The 15,694-nt window shown below is 65.3% G+C and carries 15 protein-coding genes; 3 read left to right on the forward strand and 12 right to left on the reverse strand.

What is annotated here, in order from left to right; all coding sequences use genetic code 11:
• Positions 1–11: 11 nt before the first annotated feature.
• From malQ to AAHS21_RS20315, 12 genes are all read right to left on the reverse strand, one after another.
• Positions 12–1,976, reverse strand: a complete 1,965-nt coding sequence (gene malQ / locus AAHS21_RS20260) for a 4-alpha-glucanotransferase (protein ID WP_342929502.1) — start codon at positions 1,974–1,976, stop codon at positions 12–14.
• Between the two features lie 37 nt (positions 1,977–2,013).
• Positions 2,014–2,940 (reverse strand): class I SAM-dependent methyltransferase, encoded by a 927-nt coding sequence (locus tag AAHS21_RS20265; RefSeq protein ID WP_342929361.1) that lies wholly within the window; start codon positions 2,938–2,940, stop codon positions 2,014–2,016.
• Positions 2,941–3,007: 67 nt separating this feature from the next.
• Positions 3,008–3,775, reverse strand: coding sequence for a mannan-binding family protein (locus tag AAHS21_RS20270; protein ID WP_342929362.1), 768 nt, complete (start codon positions 3,773–3,775; stop codon positions 3,008–3,010).
• 16 nt (positions 3,776–3,791) lie between these two features.
• A complete protein-coding gene (locus AAHS21_RS20275; RefSeq protein WP_342929363.1) occupies positions 3,792–4,475 on the reverse strand; it encodes a tetratricopeptide repeat protein in 684 nt (227 codons plus the stop codon).
• Positions 4,476–4,501: 26 nt separating this feature from the next.
• Complete coding sequence (locus AAHS21_RS20280; protein ID WP_342929364.1) at positions 4,502–5,752, reverse strand: MlaD family protein; 1,251 nt, start codon at positions 5,750–5,752, stop codon at positions 4,502–4,504.
• Complete coding sequence (locus AAHS21_RS20285; protein ID WP_342929365.1) at positions 5,749–6,957, reverse strand: MCE family protein; 1,209 nt, start codon at positions 6,955–6,957, stop codon at positions 5,749–5,751. Before AAHS21_RS20285 ends, AAHS21_RS20280 begins: the two co-directional genes overlap by 4 nt.
• Positions 6,954–8,072, reverse strand: coding sequence for an MCE family protein (locus tag AAHS21_RS20290; protein WP_342929366.1), 1,119 nt, complete (start codon positions 8,070–8,072; stop codon positions 6,954–6,956). The genes AAHS21_RS20285 and AAHS21_RS20290 overlap by 4 nt, the downstream gene beginning before the upstream one ends.
• On the reverse strand, positions 8,072–9,052 hold the full coding sequence (locus AAHS21_RS20295; RefSeq protein WP_342929503.1) for an MlaD family protein: 981 nt from the start codon (positions 9,050–9,052) through the stop codon (positions 8,072–8,074). The genes AAHS21_RS20290 and AAHS21_RS20295 overlap by 1 nt, the downstream gene beginning before the upstream one ends.
• 67 nt (positions 9,053–9,119) lie before the next feature.
• Positions 9,120–10,175, reverse strand: a complete 1,056-nt coding sequence (locus AAHS21_RS20300; protein ID WP_342929367.1) for an MlaD family protein — start codon at positions 10,173–10,175, stop codon at positions 9,120–9,122.
• 7 nt (positions 10,176–10,182) lie between these two features.
• Entirely contained in the window at positions 10,183–11,769 is a 1,587-nt protein-coding gene (locus tag AAHS21_RS20305; protein WP_342929368.1) for an MCE family protein, read from the reverse strand.
• Between the two features lie 4 nt (positions 11,770–11,773).
• Positions 11,774–12,637: an ABC transporter permease gene (locus AAHS21_RS20310; RefSeq protein ID WP_342929369.1), complete on the reverse strand. Its 864-nt coding sequence runs from the start codon at positions 12,635–12,637 to the stop codon at positions 11,774–11,776.
• A 1-nt stretch (position 12,638) separates the two neighbouring features.
• Entirely contained in the window at positions 12,639–13,478 is an 840-nt protein-coding gene (locus tag AAHS21_RS20315) for an ABC transporter permease (protein WP_342929370.1), read from the reverse strand.
• A gap of 271 nt (positions 13,479–13,749) precedes the next feature.
• Here AAHS21_RS20315 and AAHS21_RS20320 point away from each other — a divergent pair, with 271 nt between their 5' ends.
• From AAHS21_RS20320 to hisG, 3 genes are all read left to right on the forward strand, one after another.
• Positions 13,750–14,349 (forward strand): TetR family transcriptional regulator, encoded by a 600-nt coding sequence (locus AAHS21_RS20320; protein ID WP_342929371.1) that lies wholly within the window; start codon positions 13,750–13,752, stop codon positions 14,347–14,349.
• A 94-nt stretch (positions 14,350–14,443) separates the two neighbouring features.
• Positions 14,444–14,725 carry a phosphoribosyl-ATP diphosphatase gene (locus AAHS21_RS20325; RefSeq protein ID WP_342929372.1) on the forward strand — a complete coding sequence of 94 codons (282 nt, stop codon included), beginning with the start codon at positions 14,444–14,446 and terminating at the stop codon, positions 14,723–14,725.
• A gap of 2 nt (positions 14,726–14,727) precedes the next feature.
• Positions 14,728–15,585 (forward strand): ATP phosphoribosyltransferase, encoded by an 858-nt coding sequence (gene hisG, locus AAHS21_RS20330; RefSeq protein ID WP_342929373.1) that lies wholly within the window; start codon positions 14,728–14,730, stop codon positions 15,583–15,585.
• The last annotated feature ends 109 nt before the right edge of the window (positions 15,586–15,694 follow it).

The raw sequence follows: 15,694 nt of genomic DNA on the forward strand, positions 1-15,694 counted from the left end.
AACCGCCGGGGTCAGCTTTCGGCGGCAGCCTGGAAGACGCTGGCGATCTCGGACACTCGTGGATCGACACGCAGTTGCTCGAGCGTCTGCGGCAGCGGCAACCGCCAATTCGGGTATTCGTCGATGGTGCCAGGCAAGTTGGGTTGCCGCGGTTCGGCGACGATGTCGTAGGGTGAGATCAGCTTCAACCGGCTCGGGGTGGCCGCTAAGAAGCGATGCATCGCCGAGATGATCGCGGCTTCGTCCGGATCGGCCGGCAACAGGCCGTGGGAACGCAACAGTGCCAGCCACTCGGCTTTTTCCTTGCCGGCCGCGGCTTGTTCGGCCGGTACGTCGTTGAGCAGATCGAGTTCGGCGCGCACGCGCACATGTTCTCCACGCAAAAAGCCTGCCGCGGTGGGCAAGTCGTGCGTGGACAGGCTGGCGGCCACCCGCGTTGGCCATTGCGATGCGGCAAGTAGCGGTTGTCCGGACTTCGATTCGTCGCGGGTAAACCAGGACACCGCAGAACCCAGCATGCCGTTTTCGCCGAGTGCCTCGGTGACTTCCGGTTCGACGGTGCCCAGATCCTCGCCGACGACGGTCGCGCCCGCCCGGTGTGCCTCGAGGGCAAGGACCGCGAGCATAACATCGGCGTCGTAGTGCACGTAGGTGCCTCGGTCGGGGGTGTCACCGGGAGGAATCCACCACAGCCGCCACAAGCCGGCGACGTGATCGATCCGTAAGCCGTCGGCGTGAACGACGATCGCGCGCAACATGTCTCGCAGCGCGGTGTATCCGGTGGCGGCTAGCCGGTCCGGACGCCAGGGCGGTAGTCCCCAGTCCTGGCCGCGCGGGGTGAAGTTGTCCGGCGGTGCACCGACGTGCACCCCGGCCGCCAGCATGTCGGCCAGCGCCCACGCGTCAGCCCCGTCCGAATCGACCCCCACCGGCAGGTCGTGCAGAACGCCGAGTGCCATACCGGCATTGCGCGCGGTATCGCGCACCGCGCGGAGTTGCTCCGCGCAACGCTGCTGAACCCACGCGTGGAAGCCGATTCGGTGCGCCAGCTCGCCACGGGCCGCAATCACGGCCGGCCCGTTGACATCTCGTAGCGGTTGAGGCCATCTCGACCAGCGACCACCGTGGCGCTCGGCCAGCGCGCAGTAGGTGGCCCAGTCGCGCAGCCCCGCAGAAGCCCCCGGTTCCTCCAGGGGACTGGGCCGGCCTTCGGCCCGCCACAACAATTCCAGCGCCGAGCGCTTGGCCGCCCACACGAGATCGTGGTCGACGCGCTCGGTATCGGGCGCGACGCGCAGCGCATCGACTTCGGCACGCGTCGCGGGCTCGGCCCGACGGTAAGCGTCGAGGTCCTCGATGTGCAGCGCCAGCGGATTGGCGAATCGTCTGCTGGACGGCGTGTAGGGCGAGGGCTGCACGGGGTGTGTCGGCCCGGGCGCATTCAGCGGGTTGAGTAACACCGCGCCCGCGCCGTGTTCGGCCGCGGTCCACTCGATGAACTCGCGTAGGTCCGCCAAATCACCGATGCCCCACGATCGTCCGGAACGCAGCGCGTAGAGCTGCAGCATCCATCCCCAGGTAGCCGGTGTCTGCGGCACCCGGGGCGGGGCTGCCACCAGGGTGACCTCCTGGCCGTCACGGGTGTGCAGCCGATACCACCCCGGTGACAGATCGGCCGGCAATTCCTCGCGAAGGGCGGTCTCGGCCCCGTCCTCGCCGACCAACCCCACCGCACCGGGGAAGGGCCGGCGACGACCGTCGATGCGGACCGCGATCGTGGGCGCCAGGGCTGCATCCCGCTCGGCCAGCTTGTCCAACTCGCGGAGCCGACCGGCGTGGGTCGCGGCATCGACCTCCAGTAGGGAAAGCACCTTGACCACGACGTCGGCGTCGACCTCTACCGGCTCGCGCCGTTCATTGCGGTAAAAGGTCGCCACCCCATGGGCTTTGGCGAGTCGGCGTAGATCGTCGGGCAGCGAGGACACCACCGAGGTGTACCCACGTCAGCCCGGCTTACACGGACCCCCTCGGCTCGGTGTCCGCGCCCAGCACCGCCGACAGGTAACCGGAGGATCCACCGAATGAGGCCAGCTCGTCTTGCGGAAGCTGGAAACCCTGGGCGGCGAACGCCTGCTCGGTCGTGGTGATGTCGACCCGCCAACCGCGCTCACCGAGATACTCACCGGCGGTGTTGCGATCACCGGTGTAGAACAACTCGGCCAGATTGATCTTCGAGCCGATGCGCCGCGACCTCTCGGTGAGCTTGTCCGCCCAATCCGCGGGAATGTTGCGGAAATCCAGGTGCTCACAGGCGATTCGGCTGCCTGGCGCCGACAGTGCGGCGACGTTGTCGAACAAGCGGTCCTGCGCCTCCGGCGGCAGATAGACGAGCAGGCCTTCGGCGCTCCACGCGGTCGGCTTGGAGGTATCGAATCCGGCGTCGACGAGTGCGGTGGGCCAGTCCTCGCGCAAGTCGATCGCGACCGTGCGACGTTGCGCGGGCGGCTTAGCGCCCAGGTCGGCCAGCGTGCGGGTCTTGAAATCGATGACCCCGGGCTGGTCGATTTCGTAGACCACCGTGTCGGCCGGCCACGGCAGCCGGAAGGCCCGGGTGTCCAGACCGGACGCCAGAATCACCGCCTGCCGCACGCCGGCATCGGCGGCTTGCAGGAAGAAGTCGTCGAAGAACCGGGTGCGCACGGTGATCTGCTCGATCACAGCCTTTCGGTTCATCACTGGATCGTCGGTGTCGCCGAGCTTTCCGTCGATCAGCTTGATGAAGGTGTCGCTGCCCACCGCGCGCACCAGCGGATCGGCCCAGGGGTCGTCGAGCAGCGCATCCGGCCCCTGCGACGCCATCGCGCGCTGTGTCGCGACTGCCGTCGCGGTCGCGCCGACGCTGGAGGCCAGATCCCAGGTGTCATTCTCGGTGCGCGCCATGGGCATTCCCTTCCCGGCGTTAGTTAGGTGACTTAACCACTGCCACTGTACGCGGCAAGGCCGCCGACTAGACGCGCAGGACCGGGCCCAGCGCCGCCAGGGGAATGTGGGCCTGGACGGTGCCGCCGTCCATGTACCACTGCGGCAGGCCCGGCGAGAAGTTGACCGGCTCGTCATGGCCGACGGGATAGTCAGGCATGTAGAGGATCAACTCGTCGGGAGTCAGTGCCCACGCCTTGTAGGCCCCGGAGTAGACCTTGTCGGGAGTCCAGCGATCGACGATGAACGGGTAGGTCCCGGGGTCATGCGGGGGCGGTGCTTGATTGAGCGCGGTCTCGATGAAGGGCTGCGCCAGCGGTGGGATCGCGGTCAGCGGATTCGACGTCGTCACATCGGACAGCTGCAACCGCCGGCCGCTGGCCATGTCGAACGTGAAGGTGCGGTAGGCGTTGTTCGGCTTGGGCCCGTCGGCGTGATAGTCCTCGTGGAACACCGCGCTCAGCAGGTTGCCGTGCCGGAAGATTTCGTAGTTCTCCTCGCCGTAGCTGTCGGCGGCCATGTGCGCGTTGGCATTGCGCCAGTTGTTGACCAGGGTGTGCAGATAGTCGCGCACCGCACCACTGGTGACGGGGTTGTCGATCAGCTCACCGGGCAGCGCGACCTTGATGTCACGGACGGCATTGCGTTCCGAGGTCACCGTGGTGTGGCAGTACTGGCCGTCCCAGTCGCCGCCGAGCTCACCGCAGAACGACGGGGCGGAGGCCCGCGCGATGGCCGGATCGGGAATCGCCGTCGCGGCGAGCAACAGAAGTGCGGCGCTCAGTCTCCTGCACATGGCCTGGCTCATCGGCTCAGAGCAGCTGGACTTTGCTGGCCCGCCAGCGGCCGTCGACCTTTTCCATCGTCATCTTGATCCGGCTGCGGTCGATGCGTGGATCCGGCGACTGCGAGTTGGCCACGGTTTGGTCGATAAAGACAAGCACCACAACTTTATTCGTGGATGCGGACTGAATCGCCGAATCCACCACCACCCCGTGCGCGCTTGCCTTGTTGTCGATCAGCAGCTGTCGAAGTTGCACGCTGGATTGGGTGTACATGTCTTTGAACTCGCCGGTCGCGCCGTCGAGCACCTGCCGGAAGTTCTCGTCGACCTTGTTGGAGTCGATGCTCGTGAGCACCTGTGCGTAGGCGATCGCGGCCTGTTGAGCCTGCTGGCCGGCCTCCTTCACCTGATGCTCTTGCCACAGCTTCCAGCCCAGCAGGCCGCTAACCGCAAGCGAGGCAACGAGTAACAGGGGCAGCGCGCTGCGGCGCAGGTAGCGCCCCCACGGCCGATCGCGCAGCGGGGTCTTGTCGGCTTTGTCCTTGTTGGCCCCACGCCCGAACGGGATGTCCTCGTCGTCCTCGTCGGTCGCTTCGGCGTCCTTGACGCCGTCGTCTATGCCGTCGGTGCCCTCGAGGTCTTCGGGTTCTGAGCTTGGCGCTTCGGGCATTTCGGCCTCGGCAACTTTCTCGGATGTGGCGGTCACAGTCAACTCCTCCGTCAGAGTTTAGGTTGGTCTCAGTGGGGCGGTTCGATCGGCAGCGGGGGTCCGCCGTATGGCGTCGGAATCGTGAAGCGGCCGTTGGGTGTTGGGTCGGTTCTGCGGCCCAGGTCGGCTCCCGGTGGCGGACCGGCGGTGTCATCGCCGCCGGGGCGCGGTGCGTTCTTGGCCCCGCGGATGGACACGGCGGGGTCGGTGTCACGGCAATAGGTGTACATGAACGGCTCGTAGTAGTCCGCGGCCGACGGCGGGTGCGCGGGCGTCCCGTAATCGCACACGTAGCGGGGATAAAGGTCGGCGATTGCCCAGACCCCTTGGTCGTGAAAGGAGCTCGACACCGCGTCCAGCACCGAGCCGCGGTAGTCGGGGAACAGCGCGTTGAGCGCCGGCACCCGCTGGTAGAGCAATTGCGACATGGTGGCCATGCTGCCCAGCAGCTGCACCATTGTCTCGGAATTGTCCGAGAATAAATTGTCGACCGCCGAGAGCGTCTGCGGTGTCTGCGCGGTCAGCCGCCGGTAGCCGGCTTGCATGCGCGCAACCCCGGACAACGTGCGGTTGAGTTTGGTTGCGGTGGAGGCTAATCCGGCGTTCTTATCACTCGCCAGGGTGAGCACCACCCGGCTGGTCTTGATGATGCTGGTTGTTTGGGGCAGCACCGAATCGAGCGTCGACAACAAGAACGTGCCGCCGTCGACGATGGCGGCCAGCTTCGCCGGGCCCTGGCTGCTCAGGCTCAGTTCCTTCTTGATCAGCTCGACCTTTCGGGGGTCGACCTGGGCCAGCATCCCGTCGGCGTCGCCGAGCAACTGCGCCAGGCTGACCGGCACACTGGTGTGGGCCGGCCCGATCAGGCTGCCGTCGTGGAGATACGGCCCGGCATCGGATTCGGCTTGGAAGTCGATGTACTGCTCGCCGGCCGGTGAGAGCGCCGACACGCGCGCGACGCTGCTGGCCGGAATCCGCACCTTCGAGGAGATGCTGGCGATCGCGTTGACTCCACTGTCGGTGATCTGCAACGACTCGACGCGACCGATCCGCACGCCGCGCAACGCCACATCCTGATTGGGCAGCAGGCCGCCGGATTCGGGTAGCTGCACGGTGACTCGATAGGACGACGCCAGCGGTGCTACCCGCAATGCCCCGATCAGCAGATAAGCGGTTCCGACCACCAGGGTGAGCACCAGCCCGGCCACCGACAGCCAGACCTGCTGGCGGTGAGCGGCGCGCACCACCCGGACCACGACGTTGGCGGCCGCGGCGATCATGGCCGCGGTCCCGGCGCCGGCGACAACGGACCGGGGGCGATGTCGATTTGGCCCGGCACGTTCGGGTCGGGCACGACCGGAACCTGCGGCGAGTTCGGGCCCCGCCCGACGACGCGTTCTTGCAGGCGCCACAGGGTGTATTTCAGGGTGCCGACGAGAAGGTTCATGTTGTAGTGGTGCGGCCCGTGCAGTCCGATGTCGCCGGGATATCCGATGTCGGGCAGCGATCCGAGGATCAGCTTGTCGACGCCCACGTGCACCGAAATCGCGCTTCCCGACGTCGATTTGACCAATGGGGGAATCAGCCGGTTGATCGCGTAAAAGCTGGTGTCCGGGCTTATCGCAACGTCGTTGGCGGCCCCGGCGATCGTGTTGAGGTCGCGGATCATGCTGCGCCCGCTGGTGTCGGTCCCCCCGATCGACGGGAACCTGGCCAGCAACCGGGAGGTGTTGCCTACCTGCACGGCGAGATCGGACAGCTGGGTGGTGTTGTCGGCCAGGGCCGAGGTGGCGGGCCGGGCCGCGGTCATCAAGTCGGTGACGGCGGCATCCTTGGCATCGAGTTCGTTTGCCAGACGGGATAATTCGGTCAACGCACCCGAGATCTGGCCGGATCTGGCGTCGAGCGTGGCGACCAGTTGGTTGGACTTGCGGATCAGCTCACCGAACGCCTGGCCCTGATCACCGGTGGCTTTCCCGAAACCGTTAATGATATTGGTGAAATTGCGCACCGCTCCGCCGTTGACGAGGATCGCCGCCGAGCTCAGCACCGATTCGACGGTCGCCGCCGCGGCCGTCGAATCCAGGCCGATGGTGTCGCCGTCGTGCAGCATCGGATCGTCGACGGGATCGTCGGCGGGGGGCTTGAGCGCGACGAACACGTCGCCCAGCGGTGTGGCGGTGCGCAATTCGGCGGTACTGCCGCGCGGCAGTAGCACCCCGTTTCTGATCCGCAGCGTGGTGACCGCGGTGTAGTCACGTGCGACCATCGCGTCGACCTGCCCGACGTCGGCGCCGGCGAGCTTCACCTTGGCGTTCATCGGAAGGTTGAGCGCATTGGAGAACACCGCGGTCAAGCGGTATCCGCCCGAACCCAGTCCTGGAGCCGGAAGGGGCAGGCTGGCAAGACCATTCGTGCCGCATCCGGACGCGATCAGCACCGTGGCCGCCATGGCCAGTGCGACGCGGACGCGGGGGGTGATCATTTCTGCCCCATCGCGGCCATGCCGTCCAGCACGTAGGTCAGCCCGAAATCCGGCCCGAAGTCCTGGATTGTTCCGGTGCTGCATCCGAGTTGCCGCAGGCCCATCAGGTTGCAGATCTCTTTGGTGTATTGGCTGTCGAAGACCAATCGGTCGGTGAGGAAACGGGCGCGCACGGCACCGTTGGCGCGGTCGATCATGTTGTAGGCGTTGTCGGCCAGCATCGGTGCCACATCCAGGAGCTCGGCAAGGTCGCGGCGCTGATTAGTCACCATTGTCAGCATCTTGTTGCCGTGGAGCAAAGAATTCTTGATGGTGTCCCGGTTGGTGTCGAGCAGCTCACCGGCCCGTTGCACCAGCTGGTCGAATCTGCGTCCGGTGCTGCCGCCGCCGATTTCCTCGTCGGCCATGATCTGGCTGACTTGGTGGATGGTGGAAGCGAATTCGCGCAGCTTGCCGTCGTTGGCGGCCACCGCGTCGAACAGCGCGCTGATGTTCTTGACGATTGTGGTGATCTGCTCGCGGGTCGCCGCCCCGCCGTCGCTGGACAGGCGCAGCGCCCGGGACAGCTCGTCGAGCGCCGATTTGATCTGCCCGCCGTTGCCTTCGACAACCTTGGTGCCGTTGTTGAGCACATCGGCGACGGGGCCACCGCCGTGGCCGTCGCCCTCGAGCGACTTGGTGACCTTGTCGAGAACGCTGAGCACACGGCTGAATTCGACGGGCGTCTTGGTCCGGGTCAGGCCGATGGTGTCGTGGTTCTCAAGCACCGGACCGCCACGATAGGGCGGCGTCAGCTCGATCTGCCGGTCGGTGAGGATCGAGGTGGACACCGTGACGGCTTGGGCGGTAGCGGGTACCTTGACGTGGCGATCAACGGTGAATTCGACTTCGACGTAGCCGCCCTTGGCGTTGATCTTGGTGATCTTGCCCACCGGCATTCCCAGCACCGCGACCACATTGCCCTCGTAAAGGCCTGAGGCGCTGTCGAATTGGGCTGTTACCGTGATGGTGTCCTGATCAGGTGCCAGGTACCACCACGAGGCCCCGACGGCCGCGGCCACCACCGCCAGGGTAGCGACGATGGCCACCGCCTTGGACCGGCTCTTCGAGGCCATCACTTGCAGTCCTTGAAGTATTGGATCATCCCGAACTGCTTGGCACGGCCGCTGATGGCGCACATCCACGAGTCGACGAGCGGGACGTTGTTGGCGTTGAAATTCAGCGCATTGCCCTCGCCGGTGAGGTTGGCCGCCTCGCGGAAGAAGATGGGGCTGATTTGCAGCAGGTTGCTCATCAGGTCGTCGTGTTGCGCCATCATCGCGGTGAAGTCGCGCATGTCCGCGATCAGCGAGTCAAGACCCGACCGGTCGTTGACCACGATCTGGCTCATGGTGTTGACGAGGTTGGTCAGCGATTGCATCATCGCGTGGAAAACGGCTCGCCGCGCGACAAATTGGCCCAGCAGGTCTTGTCCCTGGTTGATCAGATTGCCGAGGCCGGCCTGCTGGCGGCGCAATGTGTTGGTCACCCGCTCGGTGCTTGCCAGCAGCTGGCCCAGTTGGTCGCGTCGTACCGCGATGATGGACGACAGCGAGTGAATGTTCGTCATCGCCTGTGGCACCACCGCGGGCAAGCCCTCGAGTTGCTTGCCCAGCACCGCGAGCGATTGCGCGAACCGGTCGGAGTCGACCTGCTCGAACGTCGTGGTGGCGTCCTGCAATGCGGATTGCAAGTCGTAGGGAACCTCGGTGTGCGCCAGGTCAAAGGTGCCGTGGGGCAGCGCGGCCGAGCCGTTGGGCTGCACCGAGAGATAACGCGATCCCAGGATCGTGGTGACCTTGATCGTGGCTCGAGAATCCTTGCCCAACGCGATATTGTCGCGAATCTTCAGCCCCGCCTCGACGTGATCGCCGTCGAGTTTCATGCTGGTCACTTCGCCGACCGGGATGCCGGCGACCACGATCGGGTTGCCGGCCCGCAGCGAGGCGGCCTGCAGAAACTCGGCGGTGTAGTGCCGGTAGCCGGCACCGAGCGCGTGCACCGCGAGCATGCCCCCGATCACGACCGCAACCACCGCGACGGCGATAAACCCCATCCAGGTAGTGTTGTAGCTTTCCAGCGGACGCTTCCTGATCCGCGAAAGTCGAAGCCAGACAGACGATTCAGCCACCGGCGGTGCTCCTGCATCTGGGTGTGTGCCACGTCTTGTTTCCCGGGGTGGCGGCGGCGACGATGATCGGCACGACGTCGTTCAGACCGGGGAAGAAGCCCATGAAGTTGACGTCGCACACATAGGCGTTGCCGTAGGCGCCCTGGTTGCCCACTCGGACAAGCCCTTTGAGCAGCAGCGGGATGTTGTCGCCGAAAAAGGCCACCTGCGGCTCGACATCCATCAAATGCCTGGCCACACCGGGTTTGCGGTCGATGAATTCTCGCAGCGCGGGGTAGACGTCGTTGGCCGACGTCGAGAGCCGGCCCATCACCCGGGACAGTGAACCCAGCGAGGCCACCAGCTCGGGACGTCGGCGGTCGAGTTGGTCGACCACGTCGCGGGTTTGGGTGATGACCCCGTCGAAATTGTCGTTCTGCCGCGCCAGGTTGCCGACCACCTTGTTGAGGTTGGTGATCACGTCGCCGAGGGCTTGGTCTCGCCCGGCGAATGTCTGTGTGAGCGTTGATGTCTGGCTGATCAGCGTGGTCAGTGACGAGGTGTCGCCCTGCAGCGACGCTATGATTCCCTTGGTGAGGTTGTCGGCATCCTGCGGGTTCAGCAGACTGAACAGCGGCTCGTAGCCGTTGAGCAGCGCGGTGACGTCAAAGGATGGTTCGGTGCGTTCCAGCGGCAGCACACTGCCCGGCGGGAGCAGGCTTCGACTGCCCTCCGGCCCCAACGACAGCCCGAGGTAACGCTGTCCGACGATGTTTTGGTACGTCACCGACGCGACGGTGTTGCCGTGCAGGTGCTGAGAGGTTTGCACCACGAAAGCCACTCTCGCGAGTTTCCCGTCGAGTTCCACGCTTTCCACCCGGCCGACCCGCACCCCGGCCATCCGGACGTCGTCGCCTTCGCGCAGCCCGTAGACGTCGGTGAACAGTGCCGAATACTTGGCCGTGTCGCCGGCAACATCACGTCGCAGGCTCACGTACACCAGCCAGGTGAGGGTCAGCGCGACGACCATGAACAGCGTCAGACCGATCAGCGGCGCACGAAATCTCATTCGCATCTCACTTGGGTTGTCCGACTGCGGGTTTGGGGGCATGACTTAGCGAGACCGTGGATCCGCGGGCCACCGGTCCCAGCAGTAGCTCGGTGGCCGGCGTGGTGGTCTGTCCGGTGATCACGCTGAGCATGTTTCGCTCGTACTGGCTGCCGACGGGTCCGACGTTGCCTCCGAAGGACGATTGCGGTATCCACGGCGCCTTCGGCGCCACCGGCGGAACCCACGGTGCGTTCGGCGACGGAGTTGCGGGAGCACCGGGTACCGGGTTATCGGGGTTGGCGCTGCCCGGCACCGGCGGCGCCGGCGTAATACCAGGGGCCAGCGGGGGATTGGGATCGGTCAGGTCGGGATTTGGGTTGATCAACGGTGGTCCGACGGCAACAAGGTTTCCGTTGGGGCCGATGACGGTTCCCGGCGGCGGCGCCAGATCCTCGGGCGGCTGATAGTTCTGCGGCAGCAGCACTTCCGGCAGGTCGGGGCGCACCGGGATGAGCGGTGCGGTAAAGCAGCTGGGCCCCTTCAGGTCTCCGTAATGTGGACAGTCCGCGCGGGTGTAGGTGGAGCTGGGAGTAAAGGTCAGCATCGCGCGCATATTGCCGACGTCTTGGCCCGGCACCCAGACTTCCTCCATGAACCTGTTGGCGAGGTTGTCCAACTTGGTGACCGCGGGCACGAAATTGTTCGACTTCATCGCCAACACACCCAGCACCGGGGTGAAATCGCTGGTGATGTGAATGAGCTGGTCGATGTGATGGTCGAAGGACTGATGCACCGTGGCGACGGTGTCTTCGGCGCCGGAGAGCAGCGCGGTCAACTGCCCCCGCGTCTCGGCGAAGGTTTGCATCGGTTCGACGGCCTGGTGCAGGGCGTCGAGCAGATCGGGTGCGGTGGCCTGCAGCCCACGAGCCGCGTCAACGAGCGCGGACACCGTCGACGGCCCAGTGTCGGTGCTGACGATCGAATTCAGTTGGTCAAGAAGACGATTCAGCTGCGCCCCGGCGTTCAGTAACGGAACGCGGCGGTGGTCGGTGGCCGCACCGAGTGCGGCCAGGATCCCGATGGATCTGTCGTCGCGGCCACGGCCGGCGGCGGCCAGCAGGTCGCGCAACTTGCTCACTGTGGTCTGAAACAGCACGGTCGGAAGCCGGGTGTCTTCGGGGATGTGCGCGCCGGGGCGGATCGCCCCGCCGGGGCCCTGCTGTCTCGCGGAGCCCACCAACTGCACCGACGACACCGCGAAAACGTTACTGGGCACCACGCGAGCGGTGACCCCAGCCGGAATCGACTTGGCGTACTCGGTTTTGAGATCGATGTGGACGTAGTTGGGTTTTCCGTTGGACGCGGGGGTCACATCATCGACCGTCCCCACGAGCACGCCGTGATACTTGACGTCGGACTTCTGCGGCAGGCCGTCGCCGACGTTGACCAGATCGGCGACCACCCGGACATAGTCGTTGAGCCGGCCGGTGGACTTGAGCAGCATCGCGACGGTGAGCAGCGCCGCGACCACTACCACCGCGGTGCCGGTGAGTAGCAACTGCCGGTCCGAGGGCCCGCGGCCGTCCAGCTCAAAGGAATTCGGCTTACCCATCCGGCTAACCACCGAACCTTGCGCCGGCGTCTACCCCCCACAACGCCATGGTGAGCAGCATGTTCACCATGATCACGACGGTGATGCTGGCCCGCATTCCGTGCCCGGCGGCCACCCCGACGCCCTCCGGCCCGCCGGTCGCGTAATAGCCGTAGTAGCACTGAATGGTGGACGCGATCCACACGAAGATCACGGCCTTGATCAACGAGTAGACGATGTCCTGGCCGGCCAGCATCAGCGTGAAGTAATGCAGGTAGGAGCCCGTCGAGCCACCGCTGCTGATCCCCACCACCAGCTGGGTGGTCAGATAGCCGATCGCCAGGCACGCCACATACAGCGGGACGATTGCCGCGACCGAGGCGATCAGTCGCGTCGTCACCAGATACGGAATCGGGCGGATCGCAATGGATTCCAGCGCATCGATCTCCTCGGCGATCCGCATCGACCCCAACTGGGCGGTGAAGCGGCAACCGCCCTGCATGGCGAACGCCAGCGACGCCATCAGCGGCGCCAGCTCGCGGGTGTTGACCAACGACGACACGAAGCCGGTGGCCGGCCCGAGGCCCAGCAGGTCCAGGAAGTTGTAGCCCTCGATACCGACCAGCGCGCCCACGGTCATGCCGAGAACGACGGCCACACCGGCGGTTCCGCCACCCACCACGATCGAGCCGTTGCCCCAGGTGATGTTCGACAACAGCCGCAGGAACTCGCCGCGGTACTGGCGCAATGCGAGTGGCACCGCGACCAGCGCCCGGATGAAAAAGACCAGCAAATGGCCCAGCCGGATGATCGGTACCGTGCCCCGGCGATACAGCCGCAGCATCGGGACGGTGATGGGTGCGAACGGCAGGTAGGGGGCGGCCGCCATGTCAGAGCCCCGTCCTGGGCACCAACATGATGTAGAGCTGGCTGATCGCGACGTTGACGATCATCAGCAGCAGGATCGCTTCGACGACAGCGGCATTGACCGAGTTCGCGACGCCCGTTGGGCCACCGACGGTGGACAGGCCCTTCTGCGCCGACACGACGGCGACGATCGCGCCGAAGATGACCGCCTTCACCAACGCCAAAATCATGTCGTCGGTGGTCGCGAACGACGCGAAGGTCGACACGAAGCTCCCGGGAGCGCCGTTCTGGAAATACACGTTGAACATGTAGCTCGCGAAAAATCCGACGAAGCACACGACACCGGTGAGCGCGACGCCGATCATGACGGCCGCGGCAAAGCGCGGCACGACCAGACGGCGGATCACCGATACGCCCATCACCTCCATTGCATCGGTTTCTTCGCGCATGGTTCGTGACCCCAGATCGGCGGTGATCGCCGAGCCGACGGCCGAGGCCATCAACACGGCGGCGACCAACGAAGCGCCCTGCCGGATGACGGCCAGACCGCTCGCAGCGCCGGCCAGCGAGGTGGCGCCCACCTGCCCGGCGAGCAGGGCGAATTGAATGGACAGCGTGACGCTGATCGGCAGTGACACCAGAATCGTCGGCAATACCGCGGTGCCTGCCATGAACGCGCCCTGGCGAACAAACTCCTGCCACTGAAATCGGCCCGTCACCAGGTCGAAAAAGAAGTACTGAATGGTGCGCACGCCGAGGACGAACTGCTCGCCCACCGTCGTCAGCGACGCGATCGGATGACGTTTGACGTAACCGACAGACCAGTTTTGAATCGCGACGATGCCGTCTTCCTGGGTCGTCATCGCCCGACTATTTGTCGTATGTCTAGCAAACTCGCGGCACCCGTCATCGCGAACCAATTACGTCCTGACCGCCGAGCGGAGAGGTCGGAGCACGGGAAGCCTAACTTCACTAAAATAGCCTTATCAGGTTCCGTAACTTCGCAGCTCATAGGCGTGTGCTGAGTCACACTAGCCTACTTGATAGGGACTTTCAATAGTGTAGAGTCACTCATCTGGCTCGCCGTTGAGCGGCTCCATGGGGCTGAAATGTCGGACTGGCGAAGGTGAAGGCATGCCCTCAGCAAACACCGGCTCGTTACGAGACCGCCGCCGTGCTGAGCTAGTTTCGCAGATCCAGCAGACCGCCCAGCGGCTTTTCGCCGAACGCGGTTTCGACGCGGTGACCACCGAGGACATCGCCGCGGCGGCCGGCGTATCGATCAGCACCTATTTCCGGTACGCACCCACCAAGGAGAGCCTGCTGGTCGGTCCCGTCCGGGAGGCTAGCGCCGAGATCGTCGAGTCCTACAGCGCGAGACCATCGGACGAGTCACCGGTCGAGGCGTTGATCCGGCTGTTCGTCGTGCGCGCGCAAGAGGTCATCGAAGTCCAGACGCTGGACACCTGGCGGCAGGCCGTCGCCACCGCCCCGCACCTGCTGAGCCAATCGGTGCTGGTCACCGAAACCGAACATCGCGAATTCATCGCACAGGTGGCTGCCCGCATGGGCGTCGACGCAGCGGCGGACGTCCGGCCCGCGCTGTTGGTGCACACCAGCTTGGCCACGGCCAAGTTCGTCATCGATCGTTGGCTCACCGAACCCGTCGACGGCCCCGAGTTTCACGTTCAGCTCGAAGAGGCGCTGCGCATGACGCTCGCCGGATTCGATTAGCGGGTTGCCCGCACTGCGAAAAAACCTGTGCGGCTTCGGGATTCCAGTAGGCATGGTCACCAGGAGAAACCGAGGTGACTTTGCTCGCTGCCTCGTGAAACAATCGCTGGCCGTGAAGACATTCGAGGATCTGTTCGCCGAACTCGGCGACCGTGCCCGCACCCGACCGGCCGGCAGTGCCACGGTCGCCGCGCTCGACGGCGGGATTCATGGGGTGGGCAAGAAGATCCTGGAGGAGGCCGGCGAGGTGTGGCTGGCCGCCGAGCACGAATCCAACGACGCATTGGCCGAGGAGATCAGTCAGTTGCTGTACTGGGCTCAGGTGCTGATGATCGCGCGCGGACTGTCCCTCGACGACGTCTATCGGAAGCTATGAGCATGCTGCGAGTCGCCGTACCGAACAAGGGCACGCTCAGCGAGCCGGCCAGTGAGATCCTCTCGGAGGCCGGCTACCGGCGGCGCACCGATTCCAAAGACCTCACCGTCATCGACCGCGCCAACCATGTCGAGTTCTTCTTCCTGCGGCCCAAAGACATTGCCATCTACGTCGGTTCGGGACAGCTTGACTTCGGCATCACCGGACGCGACCTGGTGCTCGACTCGGACGCCCCGGTAACCGAATGCCTGGCATTGGGTTTCGGGTCGTCCAGCTTCCGCTACGCGGGGCCGGCCGGGTTCGACTGGACGACGGCCGACCTGGCCGGCAAGCGAATCGCCACCGCCTACCCGAATCTGGTACGAAAAGATCTGGCGGACAGAGGAATTGAAGCGACGGTCATCAGACTTGACGGCGCTGTGGAGATTTCGGTGCAGCTCGGCGTGGCCGACGCGATCGCCGACGTGGTCGGATCCGGCCGCACCCTGAGCCTGCACGATTTGGTGGCCTTCGGTGAGCCGCTGTGTGATTCGGAGGCGGTGCTGATCGAGCGCGGCGCCGGGGACCGCGACGGCGCACAGCAGGCGGCACGCGATCAGCTGGTCGCCCGGATTCAGGGTGTGGTGTTCGGGCAGCAGTATTTGATGCTCGACTACGACTGCCCGCGCTCGGTGCTGGATCAGGCGACGTCGATTACCCCGGGCCTGGAGTCGCCGACCATCGCCCCGCTCGCCGACCCGGACTGGGTTGCGATCCGCGCGCTGGTGCCGCGTCGGGGCGTCAACGAGATCATGGACGAGCTCGCGGCCATCGGCGCCAAAGCGATCCTGGCGTCCGATATCAGGTTCTGCCGATTCTGATCTCACCAGCTCGGCCCAGGCTGTGTTAGCGTCCGGCTAGGGGTTGGGGGCCCGAGCGGCCGCCGCCCGCTCTTATGGTTGACGCGCTGTTCATCCCCCAGGAGGGTTG

It is taken from the genome of Mycobacterium sp. 050272 (genome assembly GCF_039023525.1).
Lineage (GTDB): Bacteria > Actinomycetota > Actinomycetes > Mycobacteriales > Mycobacteriaceae > Mycobacterium.

Excerpts from the sequence above, each read along its gene's own strand:
- AAHS21_RS20265 (WP_342929361.1), bottom strand. The coding sequence starts at position 2,940 with ATGGCGCGCACCGAGAATGACACCTGGGATCTGGCCTCCAGCGTCGGC.
- AAHS21_RS20270 (WP_342929362.1), bottom strand. The coding sequence starts at position 3,775 with ATGTGCAGGAGACTGAGCGCCGCACTTCTGTTGCTCGCCGCGACGGCG.
- AAHS21_RS20280 (WP_342929364.1), bottom strand. The coding sequence starts at position 5,752 with ATGATCGCCGCGGCCGCCAACGTCGTGGTCCGGGTGGTGCGCGCCGCT.
- AAHS21_RS20285 (WP_342929365.1), bottom strand. The coding sequence starts at position 6,957 with ATGATCACCCCCCGCGTCCGCGTCGCACTGGCCATGGCGGCCACGGTG.
- AAHS21_RS20290 (WP_342929366.1), bottom strand. The coding sequence starts at position 8,072 with ATGGCCTCGAAGAGCCGGTCCAAGGCGGTGGCCATCGTCGCTACCCTG.
- AAHS21_RS20295 (WP_342929503.1), bottom strand. The coding sequence starts at position 9,052 with ATGGGGTTTATCGCCGTCGCGGTGGTTGCGGTCGTGATCGGGGGCATG.
- AAHS21_RS20300 (WP_342929367.1), bottom strand. The coding sequence starts at position 10,175 with ATGAGATTTCGTGCGCCGCTGATCGGTCTGACGCTGTTCATGGTCGTC.
- AAHS21_RS20305 (WP_342929368.1), bottom strand. The coding sequence starts at position 11,769 with ATGGGTAAGCCGAATTCCTTTGAGCTGGACGGCCGCGGGCCCTCGGAC.
- AAHS21_RS20310 (WP_342929369.1), bottom strand. The coding sequence starts at position 12,637 with ATGGCGGCCGCCCCCTACCTGCCGTTCGCACCCATCACCGTCCCGATG.
- AAHS21_RS20315 (WP_342929370.1), bottom strand. The coding sequence starts at position 13,478 with ATGACGACCCAGGAAGACGGCATCGTCGCGATTCAAAACTGGTCTGTC.
- AAHS21_RS20320 (WP_342929371.1), top strand. The coding sequence starts at position 13,750 with ATGCCCTCAGCAAACACCGGCTCGTTACGAGACCGCCGCCGTGCTGAG.
- hisG (WP_342929373.1), top strand. The coding sequence starts at position 14,728 with ATGCTGCGAGTCGCCGTACCGAACAAGGGCACGCTCAGCGAGCCGGCC.